Here is an 18,788-nt window from a genome sequence, read left to right as displayed (position 1 = left end):
AGGCAGGGATTTTTTTATGCGAAAAAGTCGTGTGGCAGAACTTACCAACAAGATCATTGCAGGCTATCGTCTCAGTCCCACAGATGATCGTTCCATCTTTATGGACACGCCGCTCGAAGAGTTGAGCGAGGAGGCATATCGTCTGCAAAAGCAGTTCTGCGGGAATCATATCGATCTGTGTACGATCGTCAACGGACGCAGCGGGCGCTGCGGAGAGAACTGCAAATACTGCGCGCAGGCAGCCTGCCATAAGACGGGCGTCGATACCTACGGATTCCTCCCGCAGGAGCAGATCATGGCACATGCGAAGGCGAATCAGGATGCAGGGGCGAACCGCTTCTCCATCGTCACCTCCGGCGGAGCACTCTCGGGCAAGGAGTTCGAGATGGCGATTGATGTCTACAAGGAAATGCGTCGGACACTTTCCATTGATCTCTGCGCATCGCACGGACTCCTCACGCGGAGTCAGTTTCGTCGGCTGCGCGAGGTCGGCGTAACAAGCTATCATCATAATATCGAGACATCGGAGCGCTATTTCCCCGAGATCTGCACGACACACAGCTATGCCGACCGTATCCGGACGATCAAGATGGCACAGGCGGAGGGCCTGTGCGTCTGCTCCGGCGGCATCATCGGAATGGGCGAGACCTGGGAGGATCGCTTCGATATGGCGTTCGCTCTTCAGGAACTCGGCATCGAATCCATCCCGCTTAACTCGCTGATGGCGATTCCGGGGACTCCTCTGGAGCATCTTACTCCGCTTTCAGGCGATGAAATTCTGCGGACAATCGCAATTTTCCGCTTCATCAATCCGACGGCGAACATCCGTCTCGGTGCGGGGCGCAAACTCCTGCCCGAGAACGGTGCAACGGCGTTCCTCGCGGGCGCATCCGCGTCCATCACCGGCAATATGCTCACGACCTCTGGCACGACGATCGCCGAGGACATGGAGCTCATCAAGGAGCTTGGCTTTACGAACAGGAATGAAGACTGCAGCGTATCGACAGGCACCTGCGGCGCAAGGTAATTCCCCAACATTATATAAAAACAGGGCTGTCGGACGAAGGTTTACTTCGTTCGACAGCCCTGTTTTGTCATTTCTTACAGATACGATTCAAAGAGATCCATGTCGGTGATGCGGATGCTGCGGCCGGTCGCCTGAATGATGCCGTCACGCTGCATTGCACCGAGTTCGCGTGAGAGGGACGGGCGACTGACGGCGAGGTAGGCGGCGATGAACGCGCGGCTGACTGTGAGAGTTACATGTCCCTCGGCATCAACATGCGGGTAGAGATAGCGGACAATTTTCTCGCGCAGCGTGCCGCTCGCCAAGATTTTGAGCTTTGTATGCATTCCATATGCTTTGCCCGCAAAGATTTTCATGAGATTCTTCTGCACGATGAGCGCACTGCGGCGCGGCTTATCGCCGATATCGAGCGTAAAGAGATGGCTTGAGACTTCGAGGAGCTTTACCTCTGTTACGGCACGCACATACATATCATAGGGCCGTTGCAGTACTTCATAGACCTCGCCGAACATATCGCCCGGACGATCGATCTCCGAGATGAAGATTTGTCGGCCCGAATACGTATCCTTGAGGATGTGTACTTCGCCTTTGAGCAGGATGTAAAGCGAGTGGGGCATATCTCCGTCGTGAAAGACAATCGCGCCCTTCGGATAGGTGCGCAGCGTCACCTCGCTGGAAGCAAGCAGCTCCTTCAGATCCTCCTCATTCATCCCCTGTGCGAGGGAGGTCCCTGCAAGAATCTGGGCAGCGCTTTTCTCGTCGCTGGTTGCCATGCTTACTCCTTTACAAGGACCTTTTCAATCTCCGCGACATACATCGTATGATAGTCCTGCTTGGGGTAGTGGCTGCGGGGACCATCTGCAGGGTCGGCCGCAGCTGCTGTGAAGAACTGTTCCTCCAGCTGCTGTGCATATAGTTTTTTCGCGAGCAGGGTGAGGCGTGCTTCGGCAAAGTACGTATAAGCGCCGTCCTTCTCCAAAGTCAGCGCATTCTTTGCGATCTTGTCCTCATCGCGTCCCGATACTGTACCGAAATACTGCAGCATCGGTTTGTATTTCACATCAAAGACCGACAGCGTCATGTGATCCGAGGCGTCAACGAACTCCTTTGTATAACGTGTAGGGCGGATAAAAATGTAGGCAACCGGCCGCCCCCAGAGAATGCCGAGCCCACCCCATGATGCCGTCATTCCATTGGTCTTTCCGTTATGTGACGCGCTGACCAGTATCCAGTCCTGACCGATCAGCCGGAATACATTGTCTTTGATGTCTGTTGGACGAATCTCTTTGACACTCATGATGCTGCCTCCTTTACGATGCTCCAAAGTTTCTTCCATTATAACACACGGTGCAAACAGAGCACAAAAAAACCGCCCGAACGGGCGGATGCTGTGCCGAATGGTGCTCACTGAGGGATTCGAACCCCCGACCCCCTCCATGTGACGGAGATGCTCTACCAACTGAGCTAAGTGAGCCTAAGGGAAGCACTGATAAAAAAATCCGCACGACTGCGGACAAGAAAAAATGGTGGGGTTAACAAGATTCGAACTTGTGACCTCCTCGATGTCAACGAGACACTCTAACCAACTGAGCTATAACCCCCGAACCTGCCGCCTATATTCAAACGACAAGATGGATTATAACAGATGAATTGACGAATTGTCAACCTGTATTTTCGAAATCACGGTGATTGGATTGCGCCTTTCTCTTTGCCGTTTTCTCAAAAGGTGTTAGAATGAATCCGAGGGTGAGAGCACTTTGCTGCTTGTGAAACAGTCTGCAGGATATTGAGCGGAGTGCTGTGATCGGAGGGAATCTCGCATGAGCCGCATAGAGTTTTTTGATTTTGTCCGTCGGTACGGCGCGCAGGAGGAGCGGAATGATCGCGTCCTGACGGACGAGCTCGCCTATGAGATCCTGTCCGTCGTCGCGGAGATTCCGCGCGGACGAGTCGCAACCTACGGGCAGATTGCGCGTCTCATCGGACGCGAGCGGAATGCCCGACTCGTGGGCAAGGTGCTCAGCCGTGCGGAATACTACTACGGCGCCTACCCCTGCCATCGCGTCGTGAATCATGCGGGGAGACTGGTTCCCGGCTGGCAGGAGCAGGGGGAGCTCCTGCGCGGTGAAGGTGTTGAACTAAAGGACGAGCATCATGCCGATCTGAAGAGGTATCGATGGGAAGCCTAGAAAAGTGAGGGGGCAAAGGCCAGCACCTTTTGGAGATTTAGATTTTATTTTCAAGTGTGGAAGATGAATCGGCATATTTATCGTCATGTAGTTTTACAATAAAAAAATGATATAGGATCATTAGCAATTGTGATTGACGATATAAATACAGATTGTTATAATAAATCTGTGAGTATTGTTGTCGTGTTCGATTCTTTACGCGTTTTCTATTGATTGATTACGATGCGGGAACCGGTGACGAGAACATGGCAGGTTTTTAGATGAGGTGAGCGTATGAGAAAACAAGGCATTCTCGCAATCTTTGCCGTGCTTCTGTGTGCAGTGATGCTGGCAGGATGCGGCGGCGGTCCGCAGCAGAGCGGCGCCGACGGCGGCAAGAACAAGCTGGTGATCTACACATCCATGAAAGAATCGTTGATCGGCGGCATTGTCGAGGGCTTCAAGAAGAAGTATCCCGACATCGAAGTCGACTACCAGTCGGCAGGTGCAGGAAAACTGATGGCAAAGATCGCTGCAGAGAAGCAGAGCGGCCACATCCTCGCCGATGTCATCTGGACGAGCGAAGTGCCTGACTTCTACAAGATGAAGGCGGACGGTGTTCTCGAGAACTACAAGACGCCGGTGTTCGGCGAGCTGCTGAATCCGTTCGATGACTACGACGGTACGTTCACGGCGGCACGTCTCGGCACGCTCGGCATTGCGTACAATACGGACAAGATCCAGTCAGCACCGACGCAGTGGGCCGATCTTGCGCAGCCTGCATTTACGAATGCATTCGGTATCGCTGACCCCGCACTCTCCGGAACCTCCTACATGAGCATTGCACTCCTGCAGAAGCAGTTCGGCTGGGAGTTCTTTGAGAAGCTGAGCGCGAATCAGACGCGCATCGGCAAGGGCGCCGGACAGGTCATTGACGATACGTCTTCGGGCGAGCTCTCTGCCTGCCTTGCCGTTGACTACATCACGAACAACAAGGTAAAGAAGGGCGCGCATGTGGCGCTCGCATATCCGCCCGAACTGCTCGTTGTCCCGAGCCCGGTTGCAATCTTCAAGGAGTCCAACAACATTGACGCTGCGAAGAAATTCGTCGACTACCTCCTGAGTCAGGAGGCACAGACAATGATTGCAAATGAGGGGACGCTGCCGGTGCGCAGCGATGTTGAGATTCCTGAGAAATTCGGACTGCCAAAACCTGAGGAGGCGCTCCGGCGTGCGATCAAGGTGAACTATACGGAAATTCTCCCGCAGAAAGAGGAGACCATCAAGAAGTTCACGGAGATCATCGGCAAGAAATAAGCGCATAAACTTGGAAGCAAGGAGGCGGCGGAATGAACTCGTTCGTTCCGTCGCCTTTTGAGTGGAGGCCGGCAACTGCGCCGTGCCAAAGGCTGCCCGCCGGCACAGCGCGTGCCTCGCGGGCTGGGGGAGGTCTGTATGGATATTATCCGTGTGGAGGATGTCAGCAAGAGCTATGGAAGCCGCAGCATACTAAACAATCTGTCGCTGACGATCAAGAAAGGGGAGTGCTTTACGCTGCTCGGCCCGTCCGGCTGCGGCAAGACCGTTCTCCTTCGTCTGATCGCTGGATTTGAGTCGCCGGATGCAGGCAGGATTTATCTCGACGATACACTTGTCACGGATCCTGCTGCGCAGGTTGAGGTGCCGCCGGAGAACCGCGGCATCGGGCTTGTGTTCCAGGACTATGCCGTATGGCCGCACATGACGGTATTTGATAATGTCGGATATCCTCTGAAGATCGCAAAGCGCCCGAAAGAGGAGATTCGCGAACGGGTTATAGAGATGGTCGAGATCGTCGGCATGAAGGGCCTTGAGAAGCGTCTGCCGTCGGAGCTGTCCGGCGGACAGCAGCAGCGTGTTGCGCTGGCCCGTGCGCTGGTCGGCAAGCCTGCTCTCCTCCTTCTGGATGAGCCGCTTTCGAATCTGGATGCGAATCTGCGCGAGGAGATGCGCTTTGAGATCAAGGAGCTGCAGCGCAAACTGAATGTCACGGTGCTCTACGTTACGCACGATCAGGAGATCGGCCTTGCGATCTCGGACCGTGTGGCGATCATGGACGAGGTTGGAGCGATACAGCAGATCGGCACGCCGTGGGAAATCTTTGAGCAGCCGGTGAACCCGTTCGTATTCAACTTCATGGGGATTGCGAATTTCATCGACGTGCGCCGCGAGAACGGTGCGTTCCTCGTCGGCAGCGGCAGCCAGCCCATCCATTGGGAGACCCCGGAGGGGGATGCGGAGCGCTGGGCAGGCGGATTCCGGCCGTCGGATGTCGTGCTCGCACGTGAGGGCGAGGGCCTGACCGGAACGGTCAAGCGTGCGAACTTCCTCGGTGCGATGATGGACTATCTCATTGAGATCGACGGCACGCATCTCCGGACGAGCGTTGAGACACACATTGCACTCAGTAAAAATCTGATGTTCCAGGCGGGCGATGCCTGCAAGGTTCGTTTCCTCAACCTGCTCTGGTTTGAGGCAGATGCACTGAAGAGAGGGGTGATCGAATGAGCTCCATGAGCAAGCCAAAGAGTTTCGGAATGGCACAGCTGATCTTATTCCTTGCGATTGCCATTCTTGTCATCGTCGTCGCATTCCCGGTTCTGCTCATTCTATTCAATGCATTCTGGGTGAACGGTGAGTTTAATTTTGCGAGTGTGGTCGATATCCTCAAGGAACCGGAGACATTCCAGGCGCTGCTCAACTCGCTGATCATCGCGACCTGCACGACGGTCGGGAGCACGATTGTCGGCACATTCTTCGCATGGCTTGTCACGCGTACGGATCTGCCGCACAAGACCTTCATGAAGAGCATGTTCCTCGTGCCCTTTATGCTGCCCTCCTTTATCGGCGCGCTCGCGTGGAAGATGCTGCTCTCGCCGAATGCCGGATTTATTAATCAGTTCTTCATTGATCATTTCGGCTTTACGGGGCCGATCTTCAATATCTACAGCTATTACGGCATCAGCGGCGTGGAGATCATGTATCTCTTCCCGTTCGTATTCATTCAGGTATGCGGTGCGCTCGAGCGCATGGACCCGACGCTCGAGGAGTCGGCGCGCATCTCGGGGGCTGGGCTCTTTACGATCACGCGCAAGATCACGATTCCGCTGGTGCTGCCGAGTATTCTCTCAGGCGCGCTGCTCATCATGCTCTATTCGATGGCACATTTCGGGACAGTTGCCGTCCTCGGCATCGAGAACGGCATCTACAACATTCCGACGCTCATTTACGAGCGCATTCATCAGAGCGGCGGCAGCTTTGACGCGATCCGCACGGGTACGGTACTCGCAACGGTGCTCGTTGTTACGGCGGCGTTTATCATCTGGCTGCAGCGGAAGATTCTCGGGTCGGGGCACTATCAGATCATCGGCGGCAAGAGCTTCCGCCCGATGGAGCTGAAACTGCGCGGCCTGCGCTATCCACTCCTTATTTTCTGCCTGGCGTATATCGCCTTTACAATTTTGCTTCCGACGGCGGTCATCTTCCTCGTCGGCAGCCTCAAGACGTATGGGCTCTCGTTTGCACTCAGCAATCTGTCGCTGGATAACTATAAGTTCATCCTCTTTGACTACAAGGTTACGCGTGACGCGATCTTCAACAGCGTGACGCTGGGATTCACCGCGGCGATCATTACGATGTTTGCCGGTGTCATGATCTCCTACGTCATCGTCAAGATGAAGGTGCGCGGGAAGGGGATTCTCGAGTTCCTCGGCATGCTGCCGTTCTCCGTCCCCGGCTCGGTCATTGCACTCGGCGTAATCCTCGCGTGGAGCGGGCAGTTCGGCATCAATCTTTACAATACGGTATGGATCATCCTCGTTGCCTACATCGCGCGCTACATGGCATTCTCTCTGAAGGCGAACTCTGCCGCACTCGAGCAGGTGCACGACTCGCTTGTCGAGGCATCCCGTGCCTGCGGTGCGACGATGTGGCAGTCGCTGCGCGACGTCGTTCTGCCTCTTGTGCGGCCGGGCATGTTCGCTGCGTTCTTTCTCATCTTCCTGCCGTCGCTGCGCGAGCTGACGGTCTCCATCATGCTCTATGCGCCGACGACGCGAACGATTGGCGTTGCGATCTACACACTCAACGAGGACGGTGAGACCGTTATGTCCGCAGCGCTTGCGGGCATTGCGCTCATCATCATCATTGTCGGTCAGAGCATTATCAATCACTTTACGAAGAAGGCGGGGATGTGAGTCATGTCGTATGTACGTTTAGTCAATGTTACAAAGCGGTTCGGCGACGTGACTGCCGTCGACCATCTGAATTTTGAGATCGAAAAGGGCAGCTGCTTCTCCATGCTCGGCCCGTCGGGCTGCGGCAAGACAACGACCCTGCGCATGGTCGCCGGGTTTGAGGATCTCTCCGACGGTGAGGTTTGGGTTGGCGACCGTCTGCTCTCTTCGCCGAAGAAGAACCATTACCTTCCGCCGGAGAAGCGCAACTTCGGAATGGTGTTCCAGGCGTTTGCCGTCTGGCCGCACCTCTCGGTCTATGAGAATGTTGCGTTCCCTCTGCGCATCCGCAAGCTCCCTGAGGAGGAGATCAAGCAGCGCTCGACGGAGGCGCTCAAGGCGACTAATCTCCTCTCGGCGGCAGATCAGAGTCCGGACTTCCTCTCGGGCGGCGGCAAGCAGCGCGTTGCGCTTGCGCGGGCCCTTGCCATCAATCCTGATGTGATGCTGCTCGATGAGCCCCTCTCCAGTCTCGATCCGCATCTGCGCGAAGAGATGCGTTTCGAGATCAAGGAGCTGCAGATGAAGTACGGCTTCTCGATCATCTATGTTACGCATGACCAGTCGGAGGCAATGGCGCTCTCGGACAACATCCTCGTCATGAAGAACGGCGTCATGCAGCAAATTGATACGCCGCTCAACATCTACAACCATCCGGTCAACAAGTTTGTGTTCAGCTTCATCGGTCTGTCGAACTTCCTCAGGGCCTCATGGCAGGATGGTCGTCCTGTGCTCGAAGGAACGGCTCTCGATGCATCTTTCCAGCCTCCCGAGGATCTGCGCAGCGAGCCCGCAATTTCGCTCGCCAGCCGTCCGTCCGAGATCGACTTCGCAGAGGAGGGGGCATCCGATGTCCTGCGCGGCGTTGTGACGCGCAAGTCATACCTTGGCGAGATCATCGACTATCAGATTCGGATTGGCGAGCAGTTCCTCCGCGTCCAGAAGGGCCGCCGCGCGCCCGGGCCGAATGAGGGCGAGAACTGCGCAGTGCACCTTCTGCGCCCCTTCTGGTATTCCGATAAAGATTGATCTTCAATTTGTTAAAAAGGGGAAATCCGCCTCTCGCTTGGGAGGCGGATTTTTCATGCCCCGTCTTATTCTGTTGTGCAGATGCATGCCTCCGGATCCGTGTTCCGGAGAGAGGTCGGAGACCGGCGGAGGGATTGCTCTTGGGTCTCTTTAACCCTTTGCCGGAAGTACGTTAAAAGACAATGACACATGAAAGAGTTTGACTTAACGCTTAATTTGGAATATGATAATCTACATCAAGATTTTGTCAATTACATCATTTGCCGATGAGGTGCGCGCTGCGCTTAATAGAGAAGCAGGTGAGAGACCTGCGCTGTCCCGCAGCTGTAATGCAGAGCCCCTCCCTAATATGTCACTGGGCAACCGGGAAGGCAGGGAGGGGCGATGATGCAGAGCCAGAAGAACTGCCTGATCGGAACGCCGCATCACCCCTGCGAGAGACAGGAAGGCGCGATCAATCATTGGATTTGTGTGCCTTTTTGCGCTTTTTCGCAAAGAGGCTTTTTATTTGCGCCGGTGCAGGGCGGCTGTGAACAAATGCATGTAAGGACGGTAGAGTAATCATAGGGAGGTATGACAGTGAAGAAATTCTGTATGTATCTGTTGGCTGCAATGCTGCTGCTCACTGCCGGGTGCGGCGGCACGGATCAGCCGAAGAATGAACGTGCCGAGAAGGGTGAGATCGTGATCTCGGTGGGCAAGTACATGGTCGGCGAGGGGTTCGATCCGACGATGGGCTGGGGTTTTTGGGGACCTGACCCGTTCCACAGCGCATTGATGGGACGTGATGAGAAGAATCAGCTCGTCAAGGAGCTGGCGACGGATGTGCAGCGCTCGGCGGACGGGCTGAAATATACCTTTACGATCCGCAGCGATGCCAAGTTCTCAGATGGTCAGCCGCTGACGGCAGAGGATGTCGTCTTTACCTATGAAACGGCCAAGAAGGCGGGCAGCGTTGTGGATTTGACCATAATGGAGTCGGTGCGCGCACTGTCCCCGACGCAGGTGGAGTTCACACTCTCCAAGCCGTGGTCGGTCTTCCTCGATACGGCGGCAGCTCTGGGCATTGTGCCGAAGCATGCATATAAAGAAGGATATGCGACGGCACCGGTCGGCAGCGGCCCGTGGAAAGTAGTCTCGTTCCAAAAGGAACAGCAGGTTGTGATGGAACCGAACGAATATTATTACGGAGAGAAGCCGAAGCTGAAAAAGGTGACGGTGCTGAACCTCGGTGATGATGCGATTCTTGCTGCAGCGCAGTCGGGACAGGTGGATCTCGTGTTTACCCCGACGGAGTATGCAGGGGCAAGTGTACCGAATATGAAGTTGGTATTGATGGACAGCATTGATAGCTTCTGCGTCAATATGCCGCAGGAACCGGAGCATGACGAAAATGGCATGCTGGTCGGCAACAATGTGACGAGCGATCCTGCCATCCGCACAGCGCTGAACATCGGCATCAATCGTAAGACGATCATTGAGAATGCACTCGGCGGTTTCGGAAAGCCAACCATGAACTGGGCGAAAGATCTTCCATGGGCGAATAGCGATTTGCAGGAATCGGACAACCGCGTGGACGAAGCGGTAAAGATCCTTGAGACGGCAGGCTGGAAGGATATGGACGGTGACGGCATCCGCGAGAAGAACGGCGTAAAGGCTGAGTTTGTCATCAATGGGCGGGCGAATGATCTGCAGCGCTATAATACCGCGGTGGCACTTGCGCAGGATGCGAAGAAGCTCGGCATCAATATCATTGCAAAGTCGACGCCGTGGTCGGAGGCGCGCAAGATCGCGCGGAATATCCCGACGGTATGGGCGTTTGGCGACTATACACCGCAAATGTTCTACAATTACTACCACTCCTCACAGGTTGGGGTGAATGTCATCCACAATCCTGCGATCTACCGCAATCCGACGGTCGATGCGCATATCGATCGGGCGCTTGCTGCTGTGACGGATGAGGAGATGCTGAAAGAGTTCCGTGCGGCGCAGTGGGATGGCGTGACGGGCCCGAAGGCCGATGTCCCTTATCTTTGGATCGCGACGGTTCAGGTGCCGTATTTCGTCAACGATCAGCTTGATCTCGGCCGGCTGCGCGTGGGTGAGCGCGGACAGGGCATGGGGATCCTCATAACGCTTGACCAATGGCAGTGGAAGAAGTAAATGGATAAGGGAGTATTATACTTTCTCGGGGGCAATCTGTTTCGACTTGTGCTCCTCCTTGCTGCGGTGAGCGGCATCAGTTTTATTCTGCTTGCCAACTCGCCCATCGATCCCATCGATGCGTACTTCATCAATAAGGCCGCGTCAGCGGAGCAGCACGCGCTCATCGCCTCTTACTGGGGCTTTGACAAGCCGCCGCTTGAGCGCTTCCTGTTTTGGGCGGGGAATATTCTGCATGGTGATTTCGGCACGTCGTTCATCTATCGTGCCCCCGTACTCGAAGTCATCGGAGAGAAGTTCCGACTGACGCTTCTCTTGATGATGACGTCGTGGACGCTGTCAGGCGTGATCGGCTTCGTGCTGGGCGTGCTCGCGGGAATGTACCGCGGGAGCCGTCTCGACAAGGCGATTCAGGGCTTTTCTCTGCTGTGCGTCTCTGTGCCGGTGTTCTGGCTGGGGCTGCTCTTTCTGATGATCTTCGCGGTCAAACTGCAGTGGTTCCCGCTTGCTCTTGCCGCTCCGATCGGGAAGCTGCATGAGGAGGTTACACTGGCAGAGCAGATTCATCATCTGATCCTGCCGGCACTGACGCTGAGCGTTACGGGAATCTCCGCAATGACGCTCCAGACGCGGGAGAAGATGATCGAGGTGATGGGGACGAACTATATGCTCTTTGCCAAGGCGCGCGGCGAAAATCTTTGGCAGCGCGTGCGGCGGCATGGTTTGCGCAACGTTCTGATGCCCGTGGTCACGCTGCAGTTCGCTTCCTTTAACGAATTGTTCGGCGGAGCGGTGCTTGCGGAGACAGTCTTTTCCTATCCGGGGCTTGGCAGTACAGTCACGATGGCGGGACTGCGCGGTGATCTGTCGCTCCTGCTTGGCATTGCGGTTTTCAGTGCTGTGTTTGTCTTTGTCGGAAATTTCATTGCCAATATTCTGTACGGCATTGTCGATCCGCAGCTGCGTGAGGGGAGGGGAGATGCTTGATGAAAGAGACACTTTCCCTGCACAGCGGCATGAGCGTCCGGCAGCGGCAGCTGATCTTTGCCGTTATAGCGGGCTGTTTTATCTTCGGCATACTCGTCTGGGGAACGACGATGCCGGAGAGCGCGTATGCGGTCGACTATGGGCAGAAAAACCTTGTGCCGTCCGCTGCACACCTGTTTGGGACGGATCATATGGGGCGTGATATGCTCCTGCGCTCGGTTAAGGGGATGTCGATCAGTCTGCAGATTGGAATTGCTGCGGCATTTGTCAGCTCCTGCATCGCGCTCGTCCTTGGGACGCTGTCGGCTGCGTTCGGCGGCAAGGTGGATCAGTTTGTACTCTGGCTCGTGGATCTCTGCATGGGGGTTCCGCACATTCTGCTCATTCTCATGATCTCGGTCATGATGGGCGGCGGCATCATGGGTGTGTCCGTCGGCGTCATCGTCACGCACTGGCCGCGGCTGACCCGTATCATCCGCGCAGAGGTCATGCAGCTGCGCACGCAGCCCTACATTCTGGCGGCACGGCAGTACGGGTACTCGTGGATGACTGTGGCACGGCGGCATTTTGTGCCGCATGTGCTGCCGCAGTACATCATCGGACTGGTGCTGCTCTTTCCCCATGCGATCATGCACGAAGCAGGAATCAGCTTTCTCGGGTACGGCCTGCCGCTTGACATGCCGGCGATCGGCATCATCCTCTCGGAGTCGATGCGCTATCTCGCGCTCGGCATGTGGTGGCTTGCCTTCTTCCCGGGATTTTTGCTGCTGCTCGTTGTGCTGATCTTTGACCGTCTCGGCGCGGCACTGCGCGATCTGTTTGATCCGCAGTTCGGACAGGAGTAGGACGATGGCAAAAGAACTTCTTCGTGTAACGAATTTGTCGGTCTCCTTCCGGATGTATCAGAGTGCACTGACCCATACGATGGTGGCAGGAATGCACGATGTCAACCTGCGTCTGAACTGCGGCGAGATCCTTGCTGTCGTCGGCGCAAGCGGCTCCGGCAAGAGTCTCCTCGCGCATGCAGTGCTCGGCATCCTGCCCTACAATGCCGTGATGGGCGGTGAAATGCGTTACCGCGGGGCGCCGCTCGACGCTGCGCTCCAGGAGCAGCTGCGCGGGCGGGAGATGGCGCTGATTCCGCAGTCTGTGACCTATCTCGATCCGCTCATGCGTATCGGCAGAGAGGTCTGCGGGATCTACGGCGCGCCTGCCGATATGGCGGCGACACTCCGCCGTCTGCATTTGGAGGAGAAGGTGCAGCATCTGTACCCGTTCCAGCTCTCAGGCGGAATGGCGCGGCGCGTCCTCTTCTCGACTGCCGTCATTACGGACGCTTCGCTCATCATCGCTGACGAGCCGACGCCCGGCATGGATGTGAAGAGCGCTGTCGAGGCACTGCACCTGCTGCGTGAGCTTGCCGATGCAGGCAAGGGCGTTCTGCTCATTACGCATGACATTGATCTTGCCGTTGAGGTTGCAGACACCGTTGCCGTTTTCTATGAGGGGCGGACGGTGGATATGGCACCGGCTGCTGCATTTCGCGGCGACGGCGCTGCGCTCGTGCACCCCTATACAAAGGCGCTCTATCATGCGCTGCCCCAGAATGACTTTACCGTTTACACGGCGGCAGAGGTGGCGCGGATGACTGCGGCGGGAGGTGCGTGAGATGCTGGAAGCAAAGGCCCTGTCCTATCGCTATGGGGAGGGCAGTTCTGTTCTGCGCAATGTGTCGCTGCGCGCTGCGGACGGGGAACGTCTCGCGCTTCTCGGACCGAGCGGCCGCGGCAAGAGCACATTGGCACTTCTCCTTGCGGGGTATCTGCCGCTGCAAAAGGGGGCGATTACGCTGGACGGCGCACCTCTGCCAAAGGACTGCTACAATCCCGTTCAGCTTGTTTATCAGCACCCGGAAAAGGCGATGGATCCGCGCTGGAAGGTCGGTGATACGCTGCGTGAGGCGTGGGATGTACCGGAGGAACTGCTTGCGGCGATCGGTGCGGAACCGGGATGGCTGACGCGCTGGCCGCATGAGCTGTCCGGAGGGCAGCTGCAGCGCCTCTCGATCCTGCGGGCGCTCAGTCCGAAGACGCGCGTGCTCATTGCCGACGAGATCACGGCAAGTCTCGATCCGATCACACAGGCGCAGATCTGGTCCGTTATTTTGCAGGAAGTTGAAAAACACAATATGATCCTGATTGCCATCACGCACAATGAGGCGCTGGCACAGCGGATCTGTACGCGTATGATACATATTGAGGAGTTGCAGGGAGAATAATAAAAATCCACCCGTATAGCGGGTGGATTTTTATTATACATTGATCATTTGCACTGTGTCCTTGGGGGCGATAGTTTGAGCTGTTATGTTCCGCGTCTTCCCTTTTTGCGCCGATCGTCTCCCTGCGGAGGCATGTTGTCCTTCACGGGCGCAGGAACGGCCCGCAGTCCGAGCCAGAGGAAGACGGCGAGTGCAGTAAGGCCAAAGCCAAGGCTGGTCATCTGGGCACTTGTAAAGAGACCAAGATATTTCTCTGTGTAGTCGCCGCGCAGATACTCGAGGGCAAAGCGCACGAGGCTGTACAGCATGACGTAGAGAGCGAAGCATTGACCGCGCGCATGCCCGCGTGCACGGAAGATGAGGAGGAGCGCGAAGATGACAATATCCAGCTGCCCCTCCCAGACCTCTGCCGGCCAGAGCGGCTGTGCACCGTAGGTGTGGTGGGCGAGGGTGCTCTCCGGATAGAGAATGCCGAAGCTGCTGCCGGTCGGTGCACCGAATGCATCGCCGTTGAGAAGGTTCGCGCAGCGGCCGAGCGCCTGTCCGAGGACAATCGCGGGCGCAGCAATGTCGAGGAAGTGAACGGTGTCGAGCTTGTGCTTTCTGCTGTACAGAATGCCGACCAGTACGCCGAGGAAAACACCGCCCTGGATCGCCATGCCGCCCTGCCAGACGTTCAGAATCTCGGTCAGATGGTGCTGGTAGTAGTCCCAGTCAAAGAAGAACACATCCCAGAGACGCGCACCGAGGAGTCCTGCGATGCCGCAGTAGATGCCAAGGTCGGGGATGTATTTCTCATAGCCGCGTCCGTCCGCCTTTGCGAGGAAATAACCGACACCTGTCGCGAGCAGGATGGAGAGAGAGATGACAATACCATAGGAGCGGATGGGGAAGTCCCCGATGTAGAAGAGATACTGATGCAAGGAAGCCTGCCTCTCTAGGAAAGACGAATAATCTACTCTGCTTCAAAGAGCGGAAGGGCCTCGAGGAAAATGATGTCCGTCCGCTTTGCGGCGTCGCCTTCAGCGAGGACGGCAGCCTGTCCGATGACGTGGGCACCTGCCTTCTCCGCGAGATGGGCGAGTGCGGTCATGGAGCCGCCCGTGCTGATGACATCGTCGAGGAGCAGGACCTTGCGGCCCTCAATGCGCTCAATGTCACTGTTCATGAGATAGAGGCGCTGTTTGCCCATGGTTGTGATGGACTCGTCCTCGACCCAGATGGGGTCCTCCATATATGCCTTGACGGATTTGCGTGCAGTAACATAGTAGTGGATGCCAAGCTGGCGTGAGAGCTCGGCGGCAAGGGGAATGCCCTTGGTTTCGGCAGTCATGATGATCTCCGTATCCGCAGGGATTTTTTTTGCGAGTGCCCGCGCGCAGTTTTCACAGAGTTCGACATCGCCGAGCATGATGAAGCCGGCAATCGCGAGGTTCTCGTTGAGGTTGAGGATTGTGAGTCTGCGCGTGCATCCCGCGACGGTGAGATCATAGAATCGTTTTGCCATAGTGCACCTTTTAGAATCCTTTCTCTGTGAGGACGAGTTCGAGGGCATTCAGCACGTCGCTGATGTTCTCCTCCGTGACAACAAGAGGCGGCTGGAATGCCATAACATTGCGGCTGATGCCGTTCTTGCCGACGATGAAGCCGCGGTTCTTGAGTTCTTCGATCACGATGTCAAGCTCGGCGGCGGCGGGAGACTTGTCCGCATGGACAAACTCGGCGCCGACCATGAGGCCGAGGCCTCGGATATCACCGATGATGGGATGACGCTGCTGAATCTCCTCCAGTCCTGCACGCAGCTGTGCACCGCGCCGGTCGGCATTTCCGATCAGATCATGCTCCTCGATGTAACGGATGACCTCGAGTCCCGCCGTCGTGGAGACCGGATTGCCGCCGAGTGTCGAGGCACCGGGTTTCGTGTAGGTGTCGGCAATCTCGGGCGTGGCGATGAATGCACTGATCGGTGCGCCGTTGCCGAGCGCCTTTGCCATCGTCATGATGTCGGGCGCAACGCCGAAATGCTCGATGGCGAACATCCTGCCCGTGCGGGCAAAGCCCGTCTGCACCTCGTCCGCGATGAAGAGAACACCGTAGTGGTCGAGGATTTCCTTGACGCGCTTGAAATAGTTCTTCGGCGGGACGATGATGCCGGCGTTGCCCTGAATCGTTTCGGCGATGAATGCCGCCGGGCGTCCCGCAGTCGCGCTTTTGATCGTCTCCTCAAGCTCATACGTGCAGTCAATTCCGCACTCCTCGGGGGAGTGCTGATGCGGGCAGCGGTAGCAGTAGGGATTCTTGACGAAGTGGATGCCGCCGACGGGATTCGGGTCCGTCCGCCACATGGAGATGCCCGTGAGGCTCATTGTGAGCTTGGTTCTGCCGTGCAGTCCGCCGCGCAGCGCAATGAACTCACTGCTGCCCGTCGCAATCTGAGCGAGGAGTGCGGCTCCTTCGTTCGCCTCTGTGCCCGTGGAGCAGAAAAAACTCTTCTGCAGGTGCCCGGGCGTGATGCGCGCCAGCTGTTCCGCGAGGTTGACAAAATTCTCCGTGAGGTAGATGTTGCAGACATGCTGGAGGGTATTCAGCTGCTCTGTGACGGCGGCGTTGATCTCCGGATTGCAGTGGCCGCAGTTGATGACGGAGACACCGGCGAAGCAGTCGAGATACTGCCGTCCCTCGCTGTCGTAGAGATACTGCATCTCCCCGCGCACGATCTGGCGCGGCTCGCTGTAAAAATGCCCGAGACAGGGCATGATGTATTTCTTCTTTTTCTCCAGGATGGCGGCAGCGCCGATGTATGACGGTGCGTTTGCAGAAGGTGTTTCCATAAAATTATGCTTTCTGACTCAGATGGAATTACGGCTCTGGCGGAAACGGTAGGTGCCGATGCCGAGCGGACGCGGAGATACCTCTGTGAGATGATCGAAATCCGCCGCCCGATATCCGTCTCCGCCGGCTGCAAGGCGGTCGAGCGCGGCACGGTAGATGCGGACGATCTCTGCCGTCTGCTCTGCGGTATAATCCTGTGCCTCAATGCGATAGGAACCGAGTCCGTTGAATTTTTCAAGATAGGGATAGAGGCAGAGATCCTTCGCAAAGTAGATGTGATTGCGCCCGTACTGGTCAATGCGGATCGGATGCACCCCGTCGGCCTCGTCGCGGAATGCATAGTGTATATCGAGCAGCTCCGGCGCGGAGAGATCGCTATAATTCGGCAGCGACATTGCGGGGAAGTTGTAGTCGCAGATCATGGATTCGTAGGAGCCGTGGATGACTGCCTCGATCGGCAGTACCGCATTTTCGACAATTTCTCGCAGCTGTTGAAACGAAAGCTCGTAGGAGGCAGCCGCCATCGTGAGCCCGTTTTCCCGCAGAAAGGTCACGGCGAGATGGTTGAAGATGTTGAAGGAGTGATCGGCCTGTACGGGCAGCTTCGTGCACGTACGGGCAAGCTTCAGGGCACCGAGGTTTCCGACCATGATGCCGTCTGCTCCGAGGCTCTCCAACTCCGTAAAGAACTGCTCCAGTTCGCCGCACGCGCGCCGCATGGTCGTGCGCGGCGTATTGATGACAATGCGTGTCCGACCCGCTGCATAGCGGATGATGTCCTCATAATCTGCGCGCTTCCACGGACGGTTGGGACGAAAAGCCTCGCCGCCTGCATAGATCGTATCGGCACCAGCATCGATTGCTGCACGCGCCGCTTCGACCGTGCCGACGCGCACACTCAGATGGCGGCTGGGGGCGTTTTCCTTCTCAATCGGACGCTCCGCGCGCAGAACCTCGTCGGCAAAGCCCGCTTCCTCGACGGCCTGGCTGAAGAAGCGTGGTTCACGCTCGCCCGTCATGCCGATGTCGACCGCCGTGGGCTGCCCGAATGCAAACGTTGTCGTGTAGTCGCGTACGCGATTGTCATAGAGCGTGCGCCAGCCGTCCTCATCCGTCGCATAGCCGTTCGGGTCTGCGATGTAGGCGTCGATTGCCCTGCGGTAGGTAGAGACAAGACGCCCGATGAACTCGGGCGAGCGCATGCGCCCCTCGATCTTGAACGAGTAGACGCCCGCCTGAATCAGCTCCGGAATGGAGCGGTACATACACATGTCCTTCAGCGCAAGCTTGTACGGACCGGGGCTGTCCTCGTCGAGCACGGCGCCCGTCTCCTCATTGATGAGTGCAAACGGCCAGCGGCAGATCTTCATGCAGCGCCCGCGGTTGCCGCTCTGTCCGAAGAGTACGCCCGAGTGAATGCACTGACCGCTCTCCGAGATGCACATATCGCCGTGCATGAAGTACTCGACCTCGATGCCCGTGCGCGCACGGAAGAGGGCGAGCTCGGAGAGGGTCATCTCCCGGCCGACAACAATGCGCGTGATGCCGTACTCCTTGAGCTTTTCGATGGCGTGCTCATTGTGCGTGTTCATCATGACGGAGGTATGCAGGGGGACGGTAATGCCCATCTCGTGGACAAGCTCGAGCACGGCGAAGTCCTGCACGAGAATTGCATCCGGGCGAATCTCGTTGAGATACGAAAGGTAGTCCCGCAGTGCCGGCAGTTCCTCATTGCTGATGAGGTTGTTGAGCGTGACATAGAGTTCGACGTTGCGCGCGTGCGCATAATCAACAGCCTCTTTGAGGAGTTCGTCATTGAAATTGAAGTCGCCTTCATGCAGACGCATATTGAAATGTTTGCCGCCGAGGTAGACGGCATCCGCACCGGCTGCAATGCCTGCGGTCATGGCGTCCCATGTGCCGGCAGGTGCAAGCAGTTCGACGGATTTACGGTGTAACAGCATTCTGAAAATAACTCCTTTGGGTCGGAGAATCTGCTGCTGATGCAAACGACGATCCTCCTCTGTCAG

Annotated in this window: 18 protein-coding genes, 2 tRNA genes and 1 riboswitch; of the genes, 12 read left to right on the top strand and 8 right to left on the bottom strand. The window is 56.7% G+C overall.

Annotation, left to right across the window (positions count from 1 at the left end):
- The first annotated feature begins 16 nt into the window (after window positions 1-16).
- On the top strand, window positions 17-1,027 hold the full coding sequence (gene bioB, locus HMPREF7545_RS04300; protein ID WP_006694458.1) for a biotin synthase BioB: 1,011 nt from the start codon (window positions 17-19) through the stop codon (window positions 1,025-1,027).
- A 74-nt stretch (window positions 1,028-1,101) separates the two neighbouring features.
- On the opposite strand, the gene HMPREF7545_RS04295 is transcribed toward bioB, so the two are convergent.
- The 4 genes from HMPREF7545_RS04295 to HMPREF7545_RS04280 form a co-directional block, all read right to left on the bottom strand.
- A complete protein-coding gene (locus HMPREF7545_RS04295) occupies window positions 1,102-1,800 on the bottom strand; it encodes a Crp/Fnr family transcriptional regulator (protein ID WP_006694457.1) in 699 nt (232 codons plus the stop codon).
- Window positions 1,801-1,802: 2 nt separating this feature from the next.
- Entirely contained in the window at window positions 1,803-2,324 is a 522-nt protein-coding gene (locus tag HMPREF7545_RS04290) for a flavin reductase (RefSeq protein WP_006695679.1), read from the bottom strand.
- Window positions 2,325-2,425: 101 nt separating this feature from the next.
- A tRNA-Val gene (locus tag HMPREF7545_RS04285) sits at window positions 2,426-2,501 on the bottom strand.
- A gap of 50 nt (window positions 2,502-2,551) precedes the next feature.
- A tRNA-Val gene (locus tag HMPREF7545_RS04280) sits at window positions 2,552-2,628 on the bottom strand.
- A gap of 219 nt (window positions 2,629-2,847) precedes the next feature.
- Here HMPREF7545_RS04280 and HMPREF7545_RS04275 point away from each other — a divergent pair.
- The 11 genes from HMPREF7545_RS04275 to HMPREF7545_RS04230 all read left to right on the top strand — a co-directional run bounded on the left by HMPREF7545_RS04275 (window position 2,848) and on the right by HMPREF7545_RS04230 (window position 13,926).
- The gene (locus HMPREF7545_RS04275) at window positions 2,848-3,216 is read left to right on the top strand and encodes an MGMT family protein (RefSeq protein WP_006694455.1); all 369 of its coding nucleotides are present in this window, start codon (window positions 2,848-2,850) and stop codon (window positions 3,214-3,216) included.
- A 273-nt stretch (window positions 3,217-3,489) separates the two neighbouring features.
- Window positions 3,490-4,512: an ABC transporter substrate-binding protein gene (locus tag HMPREF7545_RS04270; RefSeq protein ID WP_006694454.1), complete on the top strand. Its 1,023-nt coding sequence runs from the start codon at window positions 3,490-3,492 to the stop codon at window positions 4,510-4,512.
- A gap of 138 nt (window positions 4,513-4,650) precedes the next feature.
- On the top strand, window positions 4,651-5,742 hold the full coding sequence (locus HMPREF7545_RS04265; RefSeq protein WP_006694453.1) for an ABC transporter ATP-binding protein: 1,092 nt from the start codon (window positions 4,651-4,653) through the stop codon (window positions 5,740-5,742).
- A 293-nt stretch (window positions 5,743-6,035) separates the two neighbouring features.
- Window positions 6,036-7,430: an ABC transporter permease gene (locus tag HMPREF7545_RS04260; RefSeq protein ID WP_389711563.1), complete on the top strand. Its 1,395-nt coding sequence runs from the start codon at window positions 6,036-6,038 to the stop codon at window positions 7,428-7,430.
- A gap of 3 nt (window positions 7,431-7,433) precedes the next feature.
- Window positions 7,434-8,498 (top strand): ABC transporter ATP-binding protein, encoded by a 1,065-nt coding sequence (locus tag HMPREF7545_RS04255; RefSeq protein ID WP_006694451.1) that lies wholly within the window; start codon window positions 7,434-7,436, stop codon window positions 8,496-8,498.
- 252 nt (window positions 8,499-8,750) lie between these two features.
- Window positions 8,751-8,924, top strand: a riboswitch (cobalamin riboswitch).
- A complete protein-coding gene (locus HMPREF7545_RS10145) occupies window positions 8,883-9,059 on the top strand; it encodes a hypothetical protein (RefSeq protein ID WP_006694450.1) in 177 nt (58 codons plus the stop codon). (Overlaps the previous riboswitch by 42 nt.)
- A gap of 12 nt (window positions 9,060-9,071) precedes the next feature.
- Complete coding sequence (locus tag HMPREF7545_RS04250) at window positions 9,072-10,661, top strand: ABC transporter substrate-binding protein (protein WP_006694449.1); 1,590 nt, start codon at window positions 9,072-9,074, stop codon at window positions 10,659-10,661.
- Window positions 10,662-11,648 (top strand): ABC transporter permease, encoded by a 987-nt coding sequence (locus HMPREF7545_RS04245; RefSeq protein ID WP_006694448.1) that lies wholly within the window; start codon window positions 10,662-10,664, stop codon window positions 11,646-11,648.
- Window positions 11,648-12,493 carry an ABC transporter permease gene (locus tag HMPREF7545_RS04240; protein WP_006694447.1) on the top strand — a complete coding sequence of 282 codons (846 nt, stop codon included), beginning with the start codon at window positions 11,648-11,650 and terminating at the stop codon, window positions 12,491-12,493. The genes HMPREF7545_RS04245 and HMPREF7545_RS04240 overlap by 1 nt, the downstream gene beginning before the upstream one ends.
- Window positions 12,494-12,497: 4 nt before the next feature.
- Window positions 12,498-13,316, top strand: coding sequence for an ATP-binding cassette domain-containing protein (locus HMPREF7545_RS04235; protein ID WP_006694446.1), 819 nt, complete (start codon window positions 12,498-12,500; stop codon window positions 13,314-13,316).
- A gap of 1 nt (window position 13,317) precedes the next feature.
- The gene (locus HMPREF7545_RS04230) at window positions 13,318-13,926 is read left to right on the top strand and encodes an ABC transporter ATP-binding protein (protein ID WP_006694445.1); all 609 of its coding nucleotides are present in this window, start codon (window positions 13,318-13,320) and stop codon (window positions 13,924-13,926) included.
- Window positions 13,927-14,009: 83 nt separating this feature from the next.
- On the opposite strand, the gene lgt is transcribed toward HMPREF7545_RS04230, so the two are convergent.
- From lgt to HMPREF7545_RS04210, 4 genes are read right to left on the bottom strand one after another with little or no spacing between them, the layout of a single operon-like run.
- Complete coding sequence (lgt, locus tag HMPREF7545_RS04225) at window positions 14,010-14,849, bottom strand: prolipoprotein diacylglyceryl transferase (RefSeq protein WP_006694444.1); 840 nt, start codon at window positions 14,847-14,849, stop codon at window positions 14,010-14,012.
- 32 nt (window positions 14,850-14,881) lie between these two features.
- A complete protein-coding gene (locus tag HMPREF7545_RS04220; RefSeq protein WP_006694443.1) occupies window positions 14,882-15,433 on the bottom strand; it encodes a phosphoribosyltransferase family protein in 552 nt (183 codons plus the stop codon).
- A gap of 10 nt (window positions 15,434-15,443) precedes the next feature.
- A complete protein-coding gene (locus tag HMPREF7545_RS04215; protein WP_006694442.1) occupies window positions 15,444-16,757 on the bottom strand; it encodes an aspartate aminotransferase family protein in 1,314 nt (437 codons plus the stop codon).
- Between the two features lie 18 nt (window positions 16,758-16,775).
- Window positions 16,776-18,722, bottom strand: coding sequence for a peptidase U32 family protein (locus tag HMPREF7545_RS04210; RefSeq protein WP_006694441.1), 1,947 nt, complete (start codon window positions 18,720-18,722; stop codon window positions 16,776-16,778).
- Between the last annotated feature and the right edge of the window lie 66 nt (window positions 18,723-18,788).

It is taken from the genome of Centipeda noxia ATCC 43541, assembly GCF_000160555.1.
GTDB classification, from domain to species: domain Bacteria; phylum Bacillota; class Negativicutes; order Selenomonadales; family Selenomonadaceae; genus Centipeda; species Centipeda noxia.
Note: the sequence above shows the minus strand (reverse complement) of the source record. Positions and strands in the feature narration are given on the sequence as shown.